Source organism: Rhodococcus sp. NCIMB 12038, assembly GCF_002165735.1.
In the GTDB taxonomy this organism is placed as follows: domain Bacteria; phylum Actinomycetota; class Actinomycetes; order Mycobacteriales; family Mycobacteriaceae; genus Rhodococcus_F.
Genome location: NZ_NHML01000033.1, coordinates 21,403 through 42,732, shown reverse-complemented (window position 1 = coordinate 42,732; position 21,330 = coordinate 21,403). Strand labels below are relative to the sequence as shown.

Sequence of the window (21,330 nt, the reverse complement as noted above, 5' to 3'; positions counted from 1 at the left end):
CCGCGGCGCCGCCGGGCGGCCGTTACCGGGACCGGCGTTCCTCCGCCTCGCGGCGGTCCATCTCGGCGGCCTCCTCGATGGTGGGCGCACTGCCGCCGAGGCGCCGGGGCACCCAGTCGGCGCCCGCCGGGTGGTCGAATCCGTCCTGCACCCGGCGCAGGATCGCGTCCATCTCGGTGTGCAGGGTCGCGGTGAGGGCGTCCGCCGGTTCCCGTGGCTCGATCGGCCGTCCCACCTCGACGGTTACCGGGAACCGATGCCGCCCAAGATTTTTCGGCCTGCCCTTCGTGGCGATCCGCTGGGCGCCCCACACGATGACGGGCACGATCGGCACCCCGGCGTCGAGGGCCATGCGCGCCGCACCCGACTTCAGTTCCTTGATCTCGAAGCTCCGGCTGATGGTCGCCTCCGGGTACACGCCCACCAGTTCGCCCTCGCGCAGTCGCTCCACCGCGGCGAGGTAGGCGCCCGCGCCCGCGGTCCGGTCGACCGGGATGACGCCGCATCCGCGCATCAGGAACGCCATCACCCTGTTGTTCGCGAGTTCGGCCTTGGCCATGAGCCGCAGTTTGCGGTCCACCGCACCGACGGCCAGGGCCAACTGGACGAAGTCCAGGTACCCGGTGTGATTGACCGCGAGCACCGCACCGCCCTCGGCAGGGATGTTGTCCAGGCCGACCCGGGTCATCCGCAGCCCCTGGAACAGGGACAACGCCTTGGCCGTCGACTCGACGGCCGTATAGACAGGCTCCACCGCCACCTTCTAGCTACCGGTACCGGTCTCCTTGGCCCGACGGGACTGCGCCTTCGCCTCGGCGTCGGCGGCGTCCATCTTGTTCGCTTCCTCGAGCGTCGGCGCGCTGCCGCCGAGGCGCGCGGGCACCCAGTACTCGCCGGCCGGGTGCTCGTACCCCTGCTGGAGGTCGGCGAGCATCGCCGTCATCGTGGCGTGCAGCTTCTCGGTCAGCTCGGATGCGGGCTCGAACGGCTGGATCGGCTCACCGACGGCGATCGAGATGGGAGTGTTCGTGCGGCCCAGCCGCTTCGGGAACCCCTTGGTCCACACCCGCTGCGCACCCCAGATGACCATCGGGACGATCGGCACGTCCGCCTCGATCGCCATGCGTGCAGCACCCGACTTGAATTCCTTGATCTCGAAGCTCCGGCTGATGGTGGCCTCCGGATAGACGCCCACCAGTTCGCCGCGACGCAGGAAGTCGACGGCAGCCTTGTACGAATCCGAACCCGCCGACCGGTCGACGGGAATGTGCTTGAGCGCGCGCATGATCGGGCCCGAGATCTTGTTGTCGAATACTTCCTTCTTCGCCATGAAGCGGACGTAGCGCTTCACGCTGCGGACCGGAAGTCCGGCGTAGGTGAAGTCCATGTAGCCGGTGTGATTGATCGCGATCACCGCCCCACCCGTCGCCGGAATGTGCTGATCACCCTTGACCGTGAACTTCAGCCCCTCGAGGGTGAATACGGTGCGGGCGATGCCGATGACGGTTCGGTAGACGGGTTCCACAATCGGCTAGCGTAGCCGGGTATCCGCGATCTGGCCCGCCGTCGGGGACGGACATTGGGTGGGGAGTCGAGAGAAAGGGCGCGCTGGAGATGGGTGTCAGGGGCAGGAGGGCGCTCATCGCGCCGGTCGTCGCGGTGATCCTCGGGGTGGGAGTGGCGTGCGATTCGCAGTCCGGCATCCCGACGGAGGAGCCCCCGGCCGACACGATGTCCGCGCCCACCTCCGCCACCTCGGAAGCCGAGCCCACGACCACCGCACCGCCCGCCCCTGTTCCGCAGGTGGTCGTCGGCGAGGTGCCCGGCAACCCCGCAGCGGTGGACGCCGTCCGAGCCTGGGCCACCGACCTGGTCACCCGGCCCGCCGCCGTCCCCGCGAAATGCTGGACGCTGCCGGCCGCCCAGGCCGCCGAACAGTACGCCGACACGGCCGCGATCCTCGGGGCGCTCGCGCAACCCGGCCTCGACGGGCAGTTCGCGGTGTCGTGGACGGGGGGCGGCACGACGGTGTCCGTCAAACGCAGCGAGATCGCGTCCGGCTACGCCTGCCCGCACGTCCACCCTGCCGGGACCGTCGACTTCTACACCCCCGCCGACGCCGAATACGCCGTCACCCGGTTCCTGTCGCGGGAGTCCGGGGCGCCGGTGAACCGGGCGGACACCGAGACCGCCTACCCGCTGATCTGCCCCGGCCTGAGCCCGTGGGACCCGGCAGGCACGGGCGCGGGTGGCCTGCCGCCGCTCCGGCTCGACCCGGACGTCCTGGCCGGGACCACGGCGTTCGCCGCCGACGCGATGACCGCCACCCCCGTCCGCGGCGACTACCTGGACGTGTCCGTTCCGGTCACGGACGTGTCCGGTGTGACCGTCACCAAGCAGATCACGCTGTCCATCGGACCCGACGGTTATTGCCTGGGCGAAGTGACCTGACCCCACGTGAGTGGCACGGTGTGCTGGAGCGCGCATTGTCACTCACCTGGGGGGAACGCCTACCCTGGAACAGTCGCTCAGCTCCCAGGAGGCATACCAGTGCAGGTCACCAGCGTCGGACACGCCGGATTCCACATCCAGACCGAGGCAGGCTCGATCCTGTGCGACCCCTGGGTCAACCCCGCGTACTTCGGGTCCTGGTTCCCGTTCCCGGACAACACGCAGCTCGACTGGGACACCCTCGGCAACTGCGACTACCTGTACGTGTCGCACCTGCACAAGGACCACTTCGACCCGGAGAACCTGGCCAAGCACGTCGACAAGGACGCGACCGTGCTGCTCCCCGACTATCCGGTACCGGACCTCAGGCGCGAGCTCGAAGCGCTGGGCTTCCACAAGTTCTTCGAGACCGAGGACTCCGTCAAACACAAGGTCACCGGCCCCAAGGGTGACCTGGACATCATGATCATCGCGCTGCGTGCGCCCGCCGACGGTCCGATCGGCGACTCGGGTCTCGTGGTGTCCGACGGCGAAACCACCTGTTTCAACATGAACGACGCCCGGCCCGTCGACATGGACGTCCTCCACGACGAGTTCGGCCAGATCGACATCCACCTGCTGCAGTACTCCGGGGCCATCTGGTACCCGATGGTCTACGACATTCCGACCAAGACGAAGGCCAACTTCGGCAAGCAGAAGCGTCAGCGCGGCATGGACCGCTGCCGCAGTTATATCGAGCAGGTCGCGGCCACGTGGGTGGTGCCGTCCGCCGGACCGCCGGTGTTCCTCGACGACGCATTGCGCTACCTCAACGACGACCGGGGCGACGAGGGCAACATCTTCCCCGACCAGATCACGTTCCTCGAACAGATGCGGATCCACGGCAACGACGGCGGCATCCTCATGATCCCGGGGTCCACCGCGGACCTGAAGGGCGGCGAGCTGACGCTCACGCACCCGATCCCGGACGCCGAGGTCGATAAGATCTTCTCCGACAAGGCCGCGTACATCGAAAGCATGGCGCAGCGGATGGCGCCGGTCCTCGCCGCCGAGAAGGCCACCTGGGCGCCCGCCGAGGGGGAACCGCTGCTCGAGGCGCTGAAGGCGAAGTTCGAGCCGATCATGAAGCAATCCGACCTGATCTGCGACGGCATCGGCTACCCCGTCGGCCTGGTGATGGGCGACGAGACCGTCGTCCTCGACTTCCCGGCGCGCACAGTCCGCCCGCGCGGCGAGAAGGACGGCAAGTACCGGTACGGCTTCCGCATCGCCCCCGAACTGGTCCGCACGGTGCTGCGCGACGACGAGCCCGACTGGGTGAACACCATCTTCCTGTCCACCCGCTTCGAGGCGTGGCGTGTCGGCGGGTACAACGAGTTCCTGTACACGTTCTTCAAGTGCCTCACCGACGAGCGCATCGCGTACGCCGACGGCTGGTTCGCCGAGGCCCACGACGACTCGGCGTCGATCGAACTCGGTGGTTACGAGATCCAGCGGCGCTGCCCGCACCTGAAGGCGGACCTGTCGAAGTTCGGCGTCGTCGACGGCACCAGCCTCACCTGCAACCTGCACGGCTGGCAGTGGGACCTCGAGTCGGGGCGCTGCAAGACGTCCAAGGGGCACGAACTGCGGTCCGCCAAGCTCTGACCGCGCCGGACGAACGTACCCTTCGGCGCACCCGAGGCGTCGAAAGGTACGTTCACCCTGCGGCGGGTGTCACCCGGGCTATCCGACGGTCGGTGGCTGGTCGACGAGCTGGGCCATGTAGAGCTGGTCGCCCATCTTGTCCATCAGCTCGATCTGTGTCTCCAGGTAATCGATGTGATCCTCTTCTTCCTTGAGAATCCCCTCGAGCAGCTTCGCGGACGTGGCATCGCCCTTCTCGCGGCACATCTGGATGCCCGGACGCAGGCGTTCGACGACCTCGACTTCGATGGAGAGGTCGGAGTGGAACTGCTCGCGCAGGTCCTGTCCGATGCGCAGCGGCAGCAGCTTCTGATAGTTCGGAAGCGCTTCGAGGAACAGGATCCGGTCGGTGAGGATCTCGGCGTGCGTCATCTCTTCGATGGACTCCGCGCGCGTCTTGTCCGCGAGTTTCGTGAAGCCCCAATTGGCTTGCATCTTCGAGTGCAGGAAGTATTGGTTGATCGCGGTCAGCTCACTGGTCAACTGTTCGTTGAGAAGAGCAATGATCTCGTCGTCGCCACGCATGACTTCTCCGTTCGCCCCGGTTGAGGCGAACGTACCACTGGCGTTACGCCTGTGAGCCGAATCGCGGGATTCAGTTGTGAGGCAGCTACGTCACGCGGCCGTGCTGCCGACGACCGTCCGCTCGCCCAGAATCTCCTTCAACCGATCGACGCACGTTCCACATCCCCAGCCGGCGCCGCAACGCTCGCCGATCGCATCCGCGCTGTCGGCCCCGGCGGCACAGTGCTCATGCACTTCGTCTTCCGTCACGGCCTTGCAGATGCACACGAACATGTGGAGCTCCTTACCAACGAGATTAGGTAAGGGTTACATCATTCTGCCGTTCGCGCAAGGGTAGCCTTCCCAAAATCTCAGGAAAGCGCATCACGGTTTCAGAACATCCGTCCCGACGAACGGCACGAGCGCCTCAGGAACCCGCACCGTGCCGTCGGACTGCTGGTGGTTCTCCAGGATGGCCACGATCCACCGAGTGGTGGCGAGGGTGCCGTTGAGGGTCGCGGCCGTCTGCGGCTTCCCGTTCTCGTCGCGGTACCGCACCCCGAGACGACGCGCCTGGAACGTCGTGCAGTTGGAGGTCGACGTGAGCTCGCGGTACGCCTGCTGCGTCGGCACCCAGGCCTCGCAGTCGAACTTGCGGGCCGCCGACGACCCCAGGTCGCCGCCTGCCACGTCGATCACGCGGTACGGCACGTCGATGGCGGCGAGCATGTCGCGCTCCCACGCGAGCAGGCGCTGGTGCTCGGCGTCGGCGTCCTCGGGCTTGCAGTAGGTGAACATCTCCACCTTGTCGAACTGGTGCACCCGGATGATGCCGCGGGTGTCCTTGCCGTAGCTGCCTGCCTCGCGGCGGAAACACGTCGACCAGCCGGCGTACCGCTTGGGGCCGTCGGCGAGGTCGAGGATCTCCCCCGAGTGGTACCCGGCCAGCGGGACCTCGGACGTGCCGACGAGGTAGAGGTCGTCGTCGGCGAGGTGGTAGATCTCGTCCGCGTGGGCGCCGAGGAACCCGGTTCCCGCCATGATCTCCGGTCGCACCAGCACCGGCGGGATCATCATCTGGAAGCCGTTGGCCATCGCCTTCTGCGCGGCCAGCTGCAGCATTCCCAGCTGCAGCATGGCGCCGAAACCGGTGAGGAAGTAGAAGCGGGCACCGGAGACCTTCGCGCCGCGCTCCATGTCGAACAACCCCAGCGACTCACCCAGCTCGACGTGGTCCTTGGGTTCGAAGTCGAACGCGGGGATCTCCCCGACTGTCTCGAGGGTGACGAAGTCGTCCTCACCGCCCGCGGGGGCGCCGTCCTGCACGACGTTGGAGATCGCCCGGTGCGCGGCGTCGAGCGCGGCCTGCGCCTCGTGCTGCTCGGCCTCCGCCTGCTTCACCTTGGCCGCGAGTTCCTTGGATCCCTCGAGCAGCGCCGGACGCTCCTCCGGGGACGCCTGCCCGACCTTCTTGCCGAACGCCTTCTGCTCGGCACGCAGGTTGTCGCCGGCGAGAACGGCGGCGCGACGGGACGCGTCGGCCTCGAGCAGCGCGTCGACCAGGGCGGGATCTTCGCCACGGGTGCGCTGCGATTCGCGGACGGCGTCGGGGTTCTCGCGGAGGAACTTCAGGTCAATCACGGCTTCAAACCCTACCGGGCGCCGCTGAGCGGCTCACTCCGGTTTCGGTTCCAGCAGGGTCAGGAGGTCCTCGCGGCCGAACATCCGGGCGGCGTCGACGGCGGTCGGGTGGCCTGCCGTGGCGTCGGCGCCACCGGCGACGAGGGCCCGCACCACGGCGTCCTCGCCCTTGAACAGCGCCCCTGCCAGCGGCGACTGCCCCTTGTCGTTGAGCCGGTCGACGTCGGCCCCGCGGTCGATCAGGACCTGAACGGCCTCGGCGTGACCGTGGTAGGCGGCCAGCATCACCAGCGTGTCGCCGTTCTGATTGGCCAGGTTCACCGGGACACCCGCGTCGAGGTACGTGGCGAGGGACACGGCGTCGCCGGATCGTGCCGTGTCGAACACGCGCCCGGCGAGCTCCTGCAGTTCTGGATCCACCGGCTCGGCGGAGCGTTGAGAGTCGTCACTCATGGTGATCGAAGTTACGCCGGGTTCGAGCCGATTGCGGGAGTTGTTCTGCTTCCTCGATCGGAACAGGCATTATGGAAATCGATGTCCTCAGATCAGTCGAACGGCGCCGACCCCCAGCCGCAGAATGCCGGGCAACCGGAGAAGGCGCCCCGCAGCATGTCCGCGACCACGACGCGTCGCGCGCTCGCGGCCGTCGCGGCAGGTGCCGTGGTGGCGGCGATCGCCACGGTCGCGATCGCCGGCGGTTTCAACCGCAGCGAGAACCTCCCCGCGCATTCGCCGGGTGCCGGACCTCAGGTGACGGGTTCGGCGGAGGGCGACGCGTTCTCTTCGGCGACGGCGGGCGACTGCCTCGACTGGACGCCGTCGACCGACCCCCAGGAAGACCGGAAGGACGTCGCGAAGGTCGACTGCGCGGACGAGCACCGGTTCGAGGTGGCAGCACCGCTGGATCTCAGCGTGTATCCGGGGGCCGAGTTCGGTCCGGGTTCGCGTTACCCGGGTGCGCTGCGGTTCGCCGCGCTGCGGGACGAGCACTGCGTGCCCGCCGTCGACTCCTATCTCGGCGCGAAGTTCGATCCGTACGGCAAGTTCAGTGTGGGCCTGATGTTCCCCAGCGAATCCGGTTGGGCGGCGGGCGAACGCACCCTGCGGTGCGGCCTCCAATTCTCCAGCACGGCAGGAACGTTGCTGCCGTTCACCGGGAAGGTGGCCGAGCAGGACCAATCCAACATCTGGGACCCGGGCACGTGCATCGGGATCAATCAGAACGTGCCGACCGATCCCGTCGACTGCGCGCAACCCCATGCCTTCGAAGTGATCTCCGTCGTCGACCTGGCCACCCAGTTCCCGTCGTCGATGCCGTCCGTCGAGGATCAGGACAAGTATCTCGAGGGTGTGTGCACGCAGGCCGCCAACGAATACCTCGGTTCCGCCGACGCGCTGCGGAACAAGACGCTCACGCTGTTCTGGGACAACCTGGAACTCGACAGCTGGCTCGCGGGCAGCAGACGGGTGAACTGCTCGGTCGGCAAGGAGACCGACGCGGGCGGCTTCTCGACCATCACCGGTTCGGCGAAGGGCGAGATCCTCATCAACGGCGCCGCACCCGTGCCTCCGCCGCCGGTCCCGGAGGGCAGGTCCATGCCGACGCCGCTCCCCGGCGCGGCCCCGCCCCCCGGGAACTGATGTGGCGGTGAGCATGACGCCCGACCGATTCGAGGAATTGGTGGGCGACGCACTCGATCTGATCCCACCCCGGCTCGCGGCCGCGATCGACAACGTCGTCGTCCTGGTCGACGACCGCAACGACGAGGACCCGTATCTTCTGGGCCTCTACCACGGGATCGCCCTGACGGAACGGGACAGTCATTACGGCGGATCGCTGCCCGATACGATTACCGTCTATCGCGACGCCATCCTCGAAATCTGCAGTTCGGAGGAGGAAGTCGTCCACGAGGTAGCCGTAACCGTCATACACGAGGTTGCGCACTACTTCGGGATAGAAGAAGATCGCTTGCACGAGCTCGGCTGGGGATGAACGGTTTTCCCGAGAAGAAATTTCTCGGGATCGGGGGGAACCGAAGAGCGCGGTGCGGCGTCCAAGTGTGTAGGGACAGCTGCACATGCAGTTCGTTTGCCGGGGGGCAACTGCCTTCCGCCTGCCTAGGTCAGAAGGAGTTCGACGCACATGCCAGATCTGCACGTCGCACCTGAAGCGCTCGTCGCCGCCGCCGTGGAACTCGACGCGCTCGCGGCGCGTCTCGAGACAGCGGTCGCTCTCAGCTCCGCCGCCATCCGCGTGCTCCCCTCCGGGAGCGAAGAGGTGTCCCTGCACGCGGCCGGTTACTTCAACACCGTCGCAAGCACGTTCACCCCCGCTGTCGCGCAGGGCATCCTCGAGATGCGCGAGACCGCGAACACGCTCCGCACCCAGGCCGCGTTGTATGTCGCCGAGGACGTCGCGCTCGGCGCGACCCTCGCTGCGGGCATGTGACGGCCGGCGCCTCGAAACCACCAGGAGATCAGACATGACCATGGGACTGACAGGTGTCATCTGGTTGCCCCGCGGGGCAACCGTCAACTCGACCACTCTCATCGCGGGCGCGGGACCGGTGCCGCTGAGCGTGGCGAGCGCAGCGTGGACGGCGCTGTCCACCAGCTTCGTCGATGCCAACCTCACGCTGGTCCGCGTGATGGCCGAACTCGCGGCCGGCTGGCAGGGTGTGTCCGCGGTCGCGGCACTCGCGAAGATCACGCCGTTCACGGTGTGGACGGCCGAATGCGCGGAACTCGCCGCCGACACGGCCGCGAAGGCGGGCCTCGAAGCGGGCGCGTACACCACCGCCGCGCTGATCATGCCGAGCATTCCCGAGATCGTCGCCGTGAAGACCGCGAAGGCCACCGCATACACGACGGGTGGCGCGCTCAACGGCACCGCCGCGGCCGCGGAGGCCGCCGACCGTGCGATGGACATCCGCGCGGGGCTCGTGATGGAGGGTTACGAGGCCGCGTCGAACATCCTGGCGCTGAAACGCACCTACCGGCAGCCCCCTCGGATCGTCACCAAGGCCGATTCGAAGGAGGTCGGGAGTTTCGACGAAATCCCGTCCGACGGTGAATTCGATCCGACGCGCGCTGCCGCGGCCGCTGTGATGGCCGTGGGCCAGAATCCGGCCGTCACCACGGCCGCGTCGCAGGTCGGCAGCATCGCGGGCACCACCGTCTCCACCGCCACGTCGGCGGCGAGCAACATCGGTGGCGCGGCGTTGTCCGCGGTCACCGGTGGCGGCGCCGCCCCGATGATGGGCGGCGCGCCGATGCTGTCCGGCGGCTCGTACGGCGGCGGTTCCGCGTCGACCAGCGCCGCGGCGGCCCGTACCTCCGTCGGTGGCATCGCGGCCGGCGCGGCAGGCGGGGCGACGCTGCCCGAGGGCTGGGGCAGGGCCGACGGCGGCCAGGGCGCACGGCCCGGCGCACCGGCGGCCGCTCCCGGCGGGGTGATCGGAGACGTTCGCGCCGACGTGAACCCGGCCGCGGCGGCGCGCGGCGGCACCGGCAACGGACCGATGTCGGTCGGTCGCGGAGCGGGCGCGGCCGGTTCACAGGACGACGACGAGCGGGAGACCCCCGACTACCTGAAGAACTTCGAGCACTTCTCGGACGGACGCACGGTCATCCCCTCGGTCATCGGCGCGAACCCCGACCACCGGGAGTCCGGACGGTGATCGACCTGGGCACCCAGCCGGGCGTACCGACCCTGCCGGCGGTGACCCTGAGCCTCGACGAAATGGATTATCTCGTCGACGCGCTCGCGCTCGACGTGCTGCCGGTGGTGCTCGACGCCACCCCGCGGTACGACACGTACGACGCCAGGGACGCCGCGTTCCGCGGCGCCGCCGGCACCCTCGCCGCCCGGGATCTGCTCCCGGGCGGTGGGGTCCACGCCGAACTCGCCGACCGCCTGCGGGTTCTGGCCCGGCCGTTGTGGGAGATCGCCCTGCGCTGGTACGTCGACGGCAGCATCTCGAGACTGTGTGTCTCCCAGGGCGAGGCACTGTCGGTGCTGGCCCTGCGGGCCGGCGACCAGTACGTCGTCCAGGATGCGGGCGCCGACATCTTCGCGCCGGTGATCGGCGCGCTGGGGGCGGTGGAACCGTTGAACGTCGGCGTCGTCAACGCACCCACGGTCCAACTCGGCGAGGCCTTCGATCAGGGCGGGGACGGCAAGTCGCTCGCGGCCGCGCTCGCCGCGCTCGGTGTGCCCGCGGTCGACGCGACCGCTCTGGGCAACGCGATGACCGGCTGCACCACGTACGCCGAGATCGTCGGAATCGTCTACGGCGACGGGCAATACGATCCGGTGGGCGGCCCGGTCACGGTGTTCGACACGGGGGCCGGGCGCATCGTCGGCACGTCCAGTGTGTCCGCGCACGGGGTGGCGTGGTCGTCGCTCAGCCCCGGCACCCCGCAACGTCTGCGGCAGGCGCTGGAGGCGCTGGCCGACCGGCTCCGCTGACCTACACCGGTTGCCGCTTCCACCACGCACCGGTCTCGCGGCGCTCCTTCCAGGTGGTGAACTCGTACCGGTACATGCGGGCACGCACGTGTTTCGGCGGGTGATCCGGGAACGGGTTGTACTGCAACAACTTCAGGGTGTCGGGGTCGTTGCGTAGCAGCCGCTCGACGAAACCCCGGAACCACGGTTCGGCGTAGCCGGGCGAGATCGCCGTGAACCAGAGCAGCCAGTCGAGCCGCAGGTGATACGGCGCGAACTGGCGCGGCCGCCGGTTGACGTCACCCGGTTTCCCCTTGAAGCCGTACTCCTTCCACTCGGAATGCACGCCGAGATGGGCGTCGGACGTGCCCTCCACGATCACCTCGTACCGCACCCGGGTGATGCTGCCGAACGCTCCGTACGTGTTGACGAAGTGCCATTTGTTGAACGACGCATTCATGCGCTGCCCGTGGGAGATCAGGTTGCGAATCGGCCAGTAGCTCAACACGACGACGAGCACGGTCACCGCGATCACCAGCGCGGCGAACGGGAGGGGCGCCGAGTCGCTGACCGCCGGGACGTCGACGGGCAGCACCGCCTCGTACACGCTGTCCGGGATGACGGACAGACCCAGCACGATGGTCGTCCAGTTCAGCCACGAGAAGTTGCCGCTCGCCACCAGCCACAGCTGGGTGACGATCATGATCGTCGCGGCGACGGCGGCGACCGGTTGCGGCGCGAACAGCCCGAACGGCACCACCAGCTGAGCGAAGTGGTTGCCGAGCACCTCGACCCGGTGCAGCGGCTTCGGCAGCCGGTGGAAGTACCAGCTGAACGGTCCCGGCATGGGCTGGGTTTCGTGGTGGTAGTACAGGCAGGTGAGGTTCTTCCAGCATCGGTCGCCGCGCATCTTGATCAGCCCGGCCCCGAATTCGAGGCGGAACAGCAACCACCTCAGCATCAGCAGCACCAGGATCGGCGGCCCGACCGACGCGTTGCCGAGGAAGATCGCCAGGAAACCCGCCTCGAGCAGCAGCGACTCCCAGCCGAAGCTGTACCAGAGCTGGGAGACGTTGACGATCGACAGATAGAGCACCCATAGGGCGAACCACACGAGCATGCACACGGCGAGCGGGACGACCTGCGTCAGACCGAGCAGTGCGGCGAGGGACAGCCCGGCGCCGGTCCAGCAGATGCCCTCGAAGAACCGGTCCGAGTAGTGCAGGTGGAAGATGCTCGGCGAACGCGTGAACGGGACGGCACGGAGAAACTTCGGGATGGGCAGCATCCCGGTGCTGCCGACGAGCGGCCGGAACTGGTTTCTCGCGGCCAGGAACGCGACGAGGTAGATCGCGGCGAGCCCCTCGGTGACGAGCAGCCGACCGAGCGAATAGTTTTCGCCAACGAACCAATCCACCGCCGTCACTCCTCGAGGACGGTTTCCTCCATCGTCGCGCAACCCCGGGGTACGCGCAACGACGCCGACCGGCGGCGATCAGGTCGCTGTTGTCACCCCATCGGGTCGTCGGCGCCGGGGATCACCCGGTGCTCGAACGGCGGCTCCACGGTTCCCCAGCGCACGCACTCCCAGCCGCCGCCCGCGAGGGGGGTCAACTCCACCGTCTGGGTGTTGGCCAGGTGGTTGTTGGCGGCGAACAGCCCGGGCACCCCGGCGAGTTGTGCTGCCACGAGCCGGATGGCGGCGCCGTGGCTGACCAGCACGACGTCGCCCGAGGCCGCAGGGTCGTCGAGGTACTGCTCGCGCAGGGAGTCCACGACCGGGACGTACCGGTCGAGGATGTCGTTGGCGGATTCGCCGCCGGGAACCCGGGCGTCCAGTTCGCCGGTGTGCCACAGGTGGAACGTCTTCATGAACAGCTTGTGCGACTCCTCGTCGCTGCGGTCCTCGAGTTCGCCGGCCTGCGCCTCGTGCAGTCCTTCCCGCACCTGGACGGCGATGCCCGACGCGAGTTCCACGAACCGCGCCGTCTGCTGGGCCCGCAGTGCCTGCGAGGACACGAGGGCGGCCGTCGTCGCGCGTGCGGCGAGGTCGTTTCCGAGCCGCTCCGCCTGGGAGAGCCCTTCGGGTGTCAGCCGGGCGCCGGGCAGCCTCGTGTCGAGCCTGCGCTCGACGTTCGCCTCGGTCTGCCCGTGCCGGACCAGGATCAGCTTGCCGCTCACGATTCCCTCTCTCCCTGACGGATTCGTTCGATCCAGTCCGCCGCGTCTCCGTCGGACGGCGGGGGCGGACCGCTCGGGTTGGCGGCGGGCCAGGACCCGAGGAACCGCACGTGCGACTTCCGGTGCAGCGCACGGAACGCCTCGGCGACGAGCGGGTCGTCGATGTGCCCGATGCAGTCGACGAAGAAGCGGTACAGACCGGGGGTGGTGCGGACGGGGCGCGATTCGATGCGAATGAGATCGATTCCGCGCGTCGCGAACTCGGAGAGCACACCGACGAGGGAGCCGGGGGTGTTGTGGGGTTCGAGGACGGCGGAGGTGCGGTCGCCGCCCGTGCGTGCGGGCACCCGGGTGGGCGCGGTCACCAGAACGAATCGGGTGCGGGCGCTCTTCTCGTCGGCGACCCCGTCGGCGAGGCTGCGCAGCCCGAGCCGTTCGCCGGCGAGGGTGGTGGACACGGCGGCGTCGGCGAGGCCGTTCGCCACATCCTCGGCGGCACCGGAGTTGGAGGACGCCGTCTGGAGTTGGGCACCGGGGCAGTTCTCCTCGAGCCAAATTCGCACCTGACCGGCCGCCACCGGGTAGGCCCGCACGGTGCGCACCTGGTCGAGCCGTTCGACGCCCGCCCCGCCGAGGATGGTGAACGCCACGTCGAGTTCGGTCTCGGCCACGATCTGCAGGCGGTCGCCCAGCGCGAGCGTGTCGAGGGTGGGCACCACGGCCCCCTCGACGGAGCTCTCGATGGGGACGACGGCGCCGTCGACGACGCCGTCACGCACCATGGCCAGGGTGGCGGGCGGGCTTGTCGCGGCCACCCGCTCGACGGGCCCGTCGAAGGCACCCGCCGCCTCGAGCTGGGCGAGCGCCATCTCCGTGAAGGTTCCCGACGGTCCGAAATACGCGATCTTTGGCACGACTACGAGATTACGCACCGAGCGTTGACGGTCCGGCGCATTGACGGTGAATGTTTTACCGCAGACCCGCGTCCGCCAGCTCACGGGCGACGAGCATCGGGTCGTCGACCTCGACCCCGAGCAGGACCTCGCGGACGGCCTCCGCGGCCTCGGGGATCAGCGACGTGAGCCTCGTGGGATCCGGGGTCGCGAGCGCCGCCCGTACGTCGTCGCCGCGGAGCGACGCGACCGTCCCCGACAACAGCGCGAGCACCTCGGCGGTGTCACGGGCCCGCGCCACGTATCCGACGTCGGCGTGCGCGAGGACGGCGAGGAAGTCGGCGACCTCGCCGATGGAGTGCCCGCTCGCGAGTCCCGGGATGCGGCCGGCGTCCGCGAGGTGCTGCGCCGTCTCGGCCAGGCCTGCGTCGTCGCTGCCGTCCGCGGAGACGAACACGGCGAGCGGGGACGGCAGCCGCAGCGCGACCGCGTCGCCGAGCTGGGCCGCCGGGCAGTCGAGGTGGAAGCGGACCGCTTCGTAGGAGGCCTGCTCGCGGGTGCGGAGAACGGCCGGGTCGACGTCGAGCCCCACGATCACGCGGCCGGCGTCGGTGCCGACGGCGTCGAGCAGCGCGGACGCCGCGACCACCCGCGGTCCGAATGCGCCGCCGGCGGCCGGGCTCGTGTCCCCGGTCCCGCTGAGCAGATCCGCGAGCAGCGACTGCGGTCCGCGGGAGCGCGGGACACCGAGGGAAAGGGGTATGGCCACCGTCCCACCGTATGCCCGCCTCGTGGACCGGCGTGTTTTCGGGGTCTTGCCTCGCCGACTCCATCACATTAGGTTAGGGTTACCTCAGTATCGCGGAACCCTGAAGGAGGCTCCATGCCCGTCACGACCACCGGTCCGTCCACCGCCGAGCGTGTGCGTAGCTCGTGCGCACGGACCCAGGACGCGGTACTCGCCGTCGAAGGCAGCGCGCCGACCGTCACGTCGGTCCACCACCTGCGGTCCAGCGGCGACGTCGTCGTCGCGGTACCCACCGAGTCGGCGGCCGCCACGCTGTCCTGGCTCGCCGGCGGCGGCGGCATCCCGGCCGTACTCGAACTGACCGACAACTCACCGCTCGCGCTGCGTGAGCCCGTGCGGTCGCTCGTCTGGCTGCGCGGCACCCTGCACGCGCTGTGCGAGGCACACACCCGCACCCTCGCCGACGAGGTGGCCTCCGAATACCCGCACCCCGGACTTCTCGACATCGGGCACGATGCGACGCTGCTGCAACTGCGCCTCGAATCGGCGGTGGTCGCCGATTCGAGTGGCGCCGAACCCGTCGCCCTCGACGATCTGCTCGCCGCCCGGCCCGACCCCTTCTGGGAGATGGAGACGGCGTGGCTCCAGCACCTCGACGAAGACCACCGCGACCTCATCGACATGCTGGCCCGCAAACTGCCGCCGCACATGCGGCGCGGACGCGTCCGCCCCCTGGGCATAGACCGGTACGGACTGCGGCTGCGCGTCGAGAACGACCACGGCGACCGCGACATCTGGATGCCGTTCTCCGCTCCGGTCGACGACGCCGTCGCCCTGAGCAGGGCGATCCGGCTGCTGGTGGGATGCCCGTTCGTGAACGGGCTCCGCGCGCGCGGCTGACCCGGCCTTCGTCGCCGCACGCTAGCGTGTGCGGCGTGATCTCGCGCGCAACGCTCACCTCCTGGCTACAGCCGGCCTCACCCGAACCGGCCACGCCGGTGGCCACCGGCACCGAGCGCCGCGCCTTGTGGATCGAGATCACGATCGTCCTGCTCGTCACGTTCGGGACGAGCGGGCTGTCGGGACTGCTGTCGCTGACCGAGTCGCTGCTGACACCGGGCAACCTCGCCGACCAGGCCGTCGCCCTCAACGTCGCCCGCGCCGAGAACCAGATCATCGACGTCGCCCGGCAACTGCTCGGCATCGTGAAACTCCTCTCATGGGCCGCCCTGGGGCTGTATCTCCTGTGGCGGAGCGGTGTCCGCCCACGCGACGTCGGGCTCGGCCGATTCCGCTGGCGCCCCGACGCGACGCAGGGTGTCGGGCTCGCCGCGCTCATCGGTCTGCCCGGGCTCGGCTTCTACCTGCTGGCCCGCGCGATCGGCGCCAACCTCACCGTCGTCCCCAGCACGATCGGGGACCACTGGTGGCGCCTGCCCGCCCTGATCCTGTGGGCGATCGCGAACTCCGGCGCGGAGGAAGTGCTCGTCGTCGCGTATCTGATCACCCGGCTGCGGCAACTCGGGTGGAGTGAGAATTCCTCGCTGCTGGCGTCGGCGCTGCTGCGGGGGACGTACCACCTCTACCAGGGATTCGGGGGCGGGCTGGGCAACGTCGCGATGGGTCTGGTGTTCGGCCGGTACTGGCAGAAGACCGGACGGTTGTGGCCTCTCGTGATCGCGCACGCCACCATCGATTCGGTCGCGTTCGTCGGCTACGCCGCGCTGCGAGGGCACGTCGGCTGGATTCCGTAATCCGGCCGGACCAGTAAAGTCGTGCGGGTGACCGGCGACGCCCCTTATCCTCCGCTGCCGCCCCGTCCGCCTCGGCGGACGCCGGGCGGGCAGCAGGTGCCGCCACCCCAGAACCGCCGAGTTCCGCCTCCTGACCAGCGAGTCCCTCCGCTAACGCGGCGAGTGCCGCCGCAGGGTCCGCCGCAACAGGGGCCTCCTGCGCCCCGCCCGCGACACCCCGCGCCGCGTCAGGGCCCTCCGCCGCCGCAGGAAGGCACCCAGGTGATCCGCCGCGACGGCCGTGGCGCCCCGCCGCAGCCCCAGCAGGCGTGGTCGCAGGCCCCGGAACCGCAGCTGTCCCGCTCGGCCCCGCCGCAGGGTCCGCGCGGCTACGCACCCACCCAGACGCCGCAGCCGTACCGCGACGCGCCACCACCACCGCCGCAACGGGTGCCCGACCGGCGTCCCCCGCGCACGCCACCACCCCCGCCGCCCGCACCGTCGCGGACCCCGGAGCCGCCGCAGCAGCGCAGGCCCCGGCGGCCACGGCACTGGGGGCGTCGCATCGGCATCCTGTTCCTGGTGCTGGTCCTGGCGCTCGCGGGCATGACCTACTACCTCGACAGTTCACTGAACCGGATCGACGCGCTGGCCGACTACCCCGGCCGGATCGGCGACACCCCCGGCACGAACTGGCTGCTGGTCGGTTCGGACAGCCGCACCGGGCTGACCCCCGAACAGGAACAGCAGCTGTCGACCGGCGGCAACAGCGGCCCCGACCGCACCGACACCATCATGGTGGTGCACGTCCCCAGCGGCGGCGGCCCGGCGACGATGGTGAGCATTCCGCGCGACTCGTACGTGTCGATCCCCGGCTACGGGGAGGACAAGATCAACGCGTCGTTCGCATTCGGTGGTCCGCAACTGCTGACCCAGACGGTCGAGGAAGCGTCCGGTCTGCACATCGACCACTACGCGGAGATCGGGTTCGGTGGATTCGCCGGCATCGTCGACGCGATCGGCGGCGTCGACATGTGCCTGGACACCGCCATCGACGACCCGCTCGCGGGGATCAACCTCGCGCCCGGTTGCCAGGAACTGGCGGGAGCGGAGGCGCTCGGCTTCGTACGCAGCCGCGCGACCGCGCTCGCCGACATCGACCGGATGAACCATCAGCGGATGTTCATGGCGGCGTTGATGTCGAAGGCCACCAGCCCGGCGACGTGGCTCAACCCGTTCCGTGTCTGGCCGCTCGTCACCGACACCGCCGCATCGTTGCGTGTCGACGAGAGCGACCACATCTGGAATCTCGCCGCACTCGCCTGGGCGGTCAAGGGCGACATGGTCACGACCACCGTCCCCGTCGGCGGTTTCGAGGACGTCGACGGCTCCGGGAACGTGTTGCTCTGGGATCACGACCGGGCGTCGCAGTTCTTCGACGCACTGGCCAACGACCGTCAGGTCCCGGCCGAACTTGTCACCACCGGTCCGTGACGCTCGGCCGTAAACTGACATCCATGACGCAACCGGCGCCGAAAGCACCCAGCGAGTTCCATGCCCTCCTGCAGCAGCAGATCCGCAACGAATTCACCGCATCCCAGCAGTACATCGCGGTGGCCGTCTATTTCGACTCGCACGCTCTCCCGCAACTGGCTCGCCGCTTCTATTCGCAGGCCGCCGAGGAGCGCGGCCACGCGATGATGATGATCCAGTACCTGATCGACAACAACCTCGAGGTGAAAGTCACCGGCATCGACGACGTGGTCACCGATTTCGACTCGGTGCGCGCCCCCGTCGCACTCGCGGTGGAGCGCGAACGCGCCGTCACGGAACAGATCACCAAGCTCGCCCGCACGGCCCGCGAGAGCGGCGACTACCTCGGCGAGCGGTTCATCCAGTGGTTCCTCGAGGAACAGGTCGAGGAGGTCTCGGACATGCACACGCTCCTGACGATCGTCGAGCGTGCCGGCGACAACCTGTTCGACATCGAGGATTTCATCGCCCGCGAGATGAGCGGGAACACGCCCGTCCGGCCGGGTGCGCCGAAGAGAGCGGGCGGCGGCGTCTGACCTGACAGGTCAGCAGCGGGTGGGCGCCGGTTCGCCGCGGAATCGTGCGGCCACGTATTCGTACGCGTCCGGAAAGCCCACCACTGCCGTCGTCATGTGCTCGGATATCTCGTACGGCACGAACGTGAGTCTGGCGCCGGCAGCGCAATAGCGGTGCGCGGTCTCCGCGACCGAATCGAACGGCGTCAGCCCGTCGAGGGTCCCGTGCCACAGGTAGAGGGGCGCGGTCGGAACACCCTCGAAGTAGCGCAGGCTGTTCTCGCGCAACACCTGGTGCGCACCCGAACTCGCCATGAGGCTGGTGGACGCGGCCAGCTGTCCGGCGCTGCGGAAGGCACCGTGGAACAGCAGGAACCGGCGGCATTCGTTCGACATCCACTCGCGCAGCCACAGCCCGGTCTCGTTGAGCTGCGACGAGATCGGCAGCTGCTCCGGGTATTCGCGTTCCAAACCGATCGCGGCGGCGAACGCGAGCCCGAACCCCGGATGCGGATTGAACCCCAGACCCAGGGCCATCTGCTCGAGGTCCGCGGGAATCCCGCCCGCCACCACCGCGTCGAGTTTCAGCTCCGGCGCGTAGGCCGGGGCCAGCGCCGCCGCCCACGCGCTGGCCATGCCGCCCCCGGAATAGCCGGCCAGCGCCACCGGGCTGTGCGTCAGCCCCAGTTCGGCCACCCGCTGCACCGCCCGCACGCTGTCGAGGGTGATCATGCCGCCGAGCTTTGCTGCACCGTATGCGCCCGTCGGGCCGAGATGATCGGGCACCGACACGGCCCAGCCGCGCTGCAGACCCAGATACAGGCCCGGTGACTCCTGCAGTTCCAGATTGAACAACGAGTGCGACGGGGCGCATTTGGTGCCCAGCGAATTCACGATCGCCTGATACGACACGAGCGGAGGGTTCGCGACGCCACGGGGAAGCAGCACGGTGGTGACGGCCAGGATCGGATGTCCCGCAGAGTTCGTCGACCGGAACGCGATCTGCCACCCGTCTGAATTCGCAAACATCCAGGTGTCGATCCGGCGCGTCCGCACGACGTCGCCGGGATTCAGGACCCCGAGGTCGGCGGGGGCCGAATAGAAGGGGTCGGGGTCCGGCCAGGGATACAACGGGTCGGCCTGCGCGGGAACCGGAATCGTCGCGCCCAGAAATAGGGCACCCAGAATCAACGCTATCCACGCACTGGATCGTCTCAACAATTGCCTGCCCCTCCGGGCCGCGCCGTCAGAACGATGTGAATCTTATACAGGGGCCGGTGCCCGGCGACGCGGATTGCCCCGTTCCATCCCACCGTTCGTCGCCAGTTCACGTTAGGAAAACGACATCAGAATGGTCCCGAAATTAGGTTGACTTTAGTTTGGGAACGCTTGCCAAAATAAGGTCGAACTTGGATGACACGTGCTCTGACCAGCGATATTATCCATTTCATGACTTCGACCGACGCGCACAAGACGAAATTCCACGCTCTGCTTCACGACCAGATTCGCAACGAATTCAACGCGTCACATCAGTACATCGCGACGGCCGTTTATTTCGACAACTCCGACCTGCCGCAGCTGGCCAAGCACTTCTACAAGCAGGCCGTCGAAGAGCGCAATCACGCCATGATGATCGTCCAGTACTTCCTCGACCGCGACATTTCAGTGGAACTGTCGGGTGTCGACGCGGCGAAGGGCCATTTCGAGAACGCACGCGAGCCGATCGCACTCGCTCTGACCCAGGAGAAGACGGTCACCGAGCAGATCGTGCAGCTGGCGAGCACCGCCCGCGAGGAAGGCGACTACCTCGGCGAGCAGTTCATGCAGTGGTTCCTCAAGGAGCAGGTCGAGGAGGTCGCCAGCATGACGACGCTGCTGACCATCGCCGACCGCGCGGGCAGCAACCTGTTCGACCTCGAGGAGTTCGTCGCACGTGAGATGAGCGGCGTCGCAGACACGTCCGGCGCACCGCACGCAGCGGGCGGTTCCATCTAGGCGGCTCCGCCGCTCGTGCGCCTTTCTGGTTGCTGTAGCTACCAGAAAGGCGCACGAGCGCGAAGCGCCTACCGCAGGGTGACCTGCCGGCCCCGCAGTCCGTCGCGGGCGCGTCGTTCCTCGGTGGTGAGGGGCGCGTCGACGGCCAGGGCCTCGGCCAGTCGCTGACCGAGTTCGACGGTGGCGGCGGCCCATTCGTTCGCATGCTTCTCGCGGTCCAGGTCGAACACCGGGACCAGCAGTCCGTGGGTCCGGAACGACCCGGCGTAGCGCGAACCCTCACCGAGGTGCAGGCCGCCGGTCGCGTGCACGCGCGCCAGGGCCAGCATCAGATCGTCCTCGTTCTCCGGGCGCACCCAGCGGATGTGCGCCTTCTCGCCCGCGTCGACCCACCACGCGGCGACGACACCCTCGGCCTCGACCCGCGCGGACGGCATGATCGCCGCATTCGCGTGCTGCACGGTGGCCGCGACCTCGGGGGCCGGCTCCACACCTTCCGGGATCCACCAGTTGAAATCCTGGTGCACGGTGATGTCGAGCGGTGCGTCCGCGTCGATCACGTCGGCCAGCGCCGGGGTCTCGGATCCCGGGTTGGCGGAGGCCAGCGATTCGCCGCCGGCGGCGTCACGGACCCAGGCGACGGACGCGGCCAGGTCGGCGCCGAGGTCGGCGGAATGCGCCTGGACCTGCACACCGACGAATCCGGTGGCACTGTCCCCCTCGTCGCGGACCAGCGCCGCGACGGCTCCGGGCAGCACAGTCGCGAGCGTCACCGGACGGGACGAATCCTTCACGGGAAGCGGGGCGGTCGCCGACGGGACGAACTCGCGCAGCGCCACCAGATCGCATTCGGCGGCGAGGCCCTCGAACGGCCGGGTCACGGCCGCCGCGGCGCTCTCCCGTTCCGCCTGCCGCTGCGCGAGCTTCTCGGCGCGGGCACTGTCGGGCTTCGGACCACTGTTTCTCTTGCTCTTCTTTGCCACGACGCCAAAACCTACAC

General features: G+C 68.8%; 24 protein-coding genes. 12 read left to right on the top strand and 12 right to left on the bottom strand.

The window, feature by feature from the left end:
- Positions 1-22: 22 nt before the first annotated feature.
- Both CA951_RS34800 and CA951_RS34795 read right to left on the bottom strand, forming a co-directional pair.
- The gene (locus tag CA951_RS34800) at positions 23-754 is read right to left on the bottom strand and encodes a 1-acyl-sn-glycerol-3-phosphate acyltransferase (RefSeq protein WP_087561202.1); all 732 of its coding nucleotides are present in this window, start codon (positions 752-754) and stop codon (positions 23-25) included.
- Positions 755-763: 9 nt separating this feature from the next.
- A complete protein-coding gene (locus CA951_RS34795; protein WP_087561201.1) occupies positions 764-1,525 on the bottom strand; it encodes a 1-acyl-sn-glycerol-3-phosphate acyltransferase in 762 nt (253 codons plus the stop codon).
- Between the two features lie 89 nt (positions 1,526-1,614).
- Between CA951_RS34795 and CA951_RS34790 the strand changes: the two genes are divergently transcribed.
- On the top strand, positions 1,615-2,451 hold the full coding sequence (locus tag CA951_RS34790) for a hypothetical protein (protein WP_087561200.1): 837 nt from the start codon (positions 1,615-1,617) through the stop codon (positions 2,449-2,451).
- 99 nt (positions 2,452-2,550) lie between these two features.
- A complete protein-coding gene (locus CA951_RS34785) occupies positions 2,551-4,098 on the top strand; it encodes an MBL fold metallo-hydrolase (protein ID WP_087561199.1) in 1,548 nt (515 codons plus the stop codon).
- Positions 4,099-4,176: 78 nt separating this feature from the next.
- Here the strand turns inward: CA951_RS34785 and bfr are convergent, their stop codons facing one another.
- From bfr to CA951_RS34765, 4 genes are all read right to left on the bottom strand, one after another.
- Positions 4,177-4,662, bottom strand: coding sequence for a bacterioferritin (gene bfr, locus CA951_RS34780; protein WP_072938629.1), 486 nt, complete (start codon positions 4,660-4,662; stop codon positions 4,177-4,179).
- Positions 4,663-4,752: 90 nt separating this feature from the next.
- Positions 4,753-4,935, bottom strand: coding sequence for a bacterioferritin-associated ferredoxin (locus CA951_RS34775; RefSeq protein WP_012691106.1), 183 nt, complete (start codon positions 4,933-4,935; stop codon positions 4,753-4,755).
- A gap of 90 nt (positions 4,936-5,025) precedes the next feature.
- Positions 5,026-6,282, bottom strand: coding sequence for a serine--tRNA ligase (gene serS, locus CA951_RS34770; RefSeq protein ID WP_087561198.1), 1,257 nt, complete (start codon positions 6,280-6,282; stop codon positions 5,026-5,028).
- Positions 6,283-6,315: 33 nt separating this feature from the next.
- Entirely contained in the window at positions 6,316-6,735 is a 420-nt protein-coding gene (locus CA951_RS34765; RefSeq protein ID WP_072938635.1) for an ankyrin repeat domain-containing protein, read from the bottom strand.
- Positions 6,736-6,816: 81 nt separating this feature from the next.
- On the opposite strand from CA951_RS34765, the gene CA951_RS34760 reads away from it, so the two are divergent.
- The 5 genes from CA951_RS34760 (at position 6,817) to CA951_RS34740 (ending at position 10,753) form a co-directional block, all read left to right on the top strand.
- Positions 6,817-7,923 (top strand): septum formation family protein, encoded by a 1,107-nt coding sequence (locus CA951_RS34760; protein WP_087561197.1) that lies wholly within the window; start codon positions 6,817-6,819, stop codon positions 7,921-7,923.
- A gap of 1 nt (position 7,924) precedes the next feature.
- A complete protein-coding gene (locus CA951_RS34755; protein WP_087561196.1) occupies positions 7,925-8,275 on the top strand; it encodes a metallopeptidase family protein in 351 nt (116 codons plus the stop codon).
- Positions 8,276-8,425: 150 nt separating this feature from the next.
- Positions 8,426-8,731 carry a PE family protein gene (locus CA951_RS34750; RefSeq protein WP_087561195.1) on the top strand — a complete coding sequence of 102 codons (306 nt, stop codon included), beginning with the start codon at positions 8,426-8,428 and terminating at the stop codon, positions 8,729-8,731.
- 34 nt (positions 8,732-8,765) lie between these two features.
- Positions 8,766-9,962, top strand: coding sequence for a PPE family protein (locus CA951_RS34745; protein WP_087561194.1), 1,197 nt, complete (start codon positions 8,766-8,768; stop codon positions 9,960-9,962).
- A complete protein-coding gene (locus CA951_RS34740; RefSeq protein WP_087561193.1) occupies positions 9,959-10,753 on the top strand; it encodes an ESX secretion-associated protein EspG in 795 nt (264 codons plus the stop codon). The genes CA951_RS34745 and CA951_RS34740 overlap by 4 nt, the downstream gene beginning before the upstream one ends.
- 1 nt (position 10,754) lies before the next feature.
- Here CA951_RS34740 and CA951_RS34735 read toward each other — a convergent pair whose 3' ends face one another.
- The 4 genes from CA951_RS34735 to CA951_RS34720 form a co-directional block, all read right to left on the bottom strand.
- Positions 10,755-12,158 carry a lipase maturation factor family protein gene (locus tag CA951_RS34735; protein WP_087561192.1) on the bottom strand — a complete coding sequence of 468 codons (1,404 nt, stop codon included), beginning with the start codon at positions 12,156-12,158 and terminating at the stop codon, positions 10,755-10,757.
- An 83-nt stretch (positions 12,159-12,241) separates the two neighbouring features.
- The gene (locus CA951_RS34730; protein WP_087561191.1) at positions 12,242-12,913 is read right to left on the bottom strand and encodes a histidine phosphatase family protein; all 672 of its coding nucleotides are present in this window, start codon (positions 12,911-12,913) and stop codon (positions 12,242-12,244) included.
- Positions 12,910-13,827 carry a prephenate dehydratase gene (pheA, locus tag CA951_RS34725; RefSeq protein WP_087561190.1) on the bottom strand — a complete coding sequence of 306 codons (918 nt, stop codon included), beginning with the start codon at positions 13,825-13,827 and terminating at the stop codon, positions 12,910-12,912. The genes CA951_RS34730 and pheA overlap by 4 nt, the downstream gene beginning before the upstream one ends.
- A gap of 55 nt (positions 13,828-13,882) precedes the next feature.
- Entirely contained in the window at positions 13,883-14,575 is a 693-nt protein-coding gene (locus CA951_RS34720; RefSeq protein WP_087561189.1) for a hypothetical protein, read from the bottom strand.
- Positions 14,576-14,689: 114 nt separating this feature from the next.
- Between CA951_RS34720 and CA951_RS34715 the strand changes: the two genes are divergently transcribed.
- The 4 genes from CA951_RS34715 to CA951_RS34700 all read left to right on the top strand — a co-directional run bounded on the left by CA951_RS34715 (position 14,690) and on the right by CA951_RS34700 (position 18,356).
- Complete coding sequence (locus CA951_RS34715) at positions 14,690-15,454, top strand: DUF2470 domain-containing protein (protein WP_087561188.1); 765 nt, start codon at positions 14,690-14,692, stop codon at positions 15,452-15,454.
- 35 nt (positions 15,455-15,489) lie between these two features.
- A complete protein-coding gene (locus CA951_RS34710; RefSeq protein WP_087561246.1) occupies positions 15,490-16,308 on the top strand; it encodes a CPBP family intramembrane glutamic endopeptidase in 819 nt (272 codons plus the stop codon).
- A gap of 261 nt (positions 16,309-16,569) precedes the next feature.
- On the top strand, positions 16,570-17,781 hold the full coding sequence (locus CA951_RS34705) for an LCP family protein (RefSeq protein WP_256974212.1): 1,212 nt from the start codon (positions 16,570-16,572) through the stop codon (positions 17,779-17,781).
- 23 nt (positions 17,782-17,804) lie between these two features.
- Entirely contained in the window at positions 17,805-18,356 is a 552-nt protein-coding gene (locus tag CA951_RS34700; RefSeq protein ID WP_143543148.1) for a ferritin, read from the top strand.
- Positions 18,357-18,365: 9 nt separating this feature from the next.
- On the opposite strand, the gene CA951_RS34695 is transcribed toward CA951_RS34700, so the two are convergent.
- Positions 18,366-19,556, bottom strand: coding sequence for a lipase family protein (locus CA951_RS34695; RefSeq protein WP_087561186.1), 1,191 nt, complete (start codon positions 19,554-19,556; stop codon positions 18,366-18,368).
- A gap of 228 nt (positions 19,557-19,784) precedes the next feature.
- Here CA951_RS34695 and CA951_RS34690 point away from each other — a divergent pair, with 228 nt between their 5' ends.
- Positions 19,785-20,330, top strand: a complete 546-nt coding sequence (locus CA951_RS34690) for a ferritin (RefSeq protein ID WP_087561185.1) — start codon at positions 19,785-19,787, stop codon at positions 20,328-20,330.
- A gap of 68 nt (positions 20,331-20,398) precedes the next feature.
- Here CA951_RS34690 and CA951_RS34685 read toward each other — a convergent pair whose 3' ends face one another.
- Positions 20,399-21,313 carry a DUF5926 family protein gene (locus CA951_RS34685; RefSeq protein ID WP_087561184.1) on the bottom strand — a complete coding sequence of 305 codons (915 nt, stop codon included), beginning with the start codon at positions 21,311-21,313 and terminating at the stop codon, positions 20,399-20,401.
- Positions 21,314-21,330 lie beyond the last annotated feature (17 nt).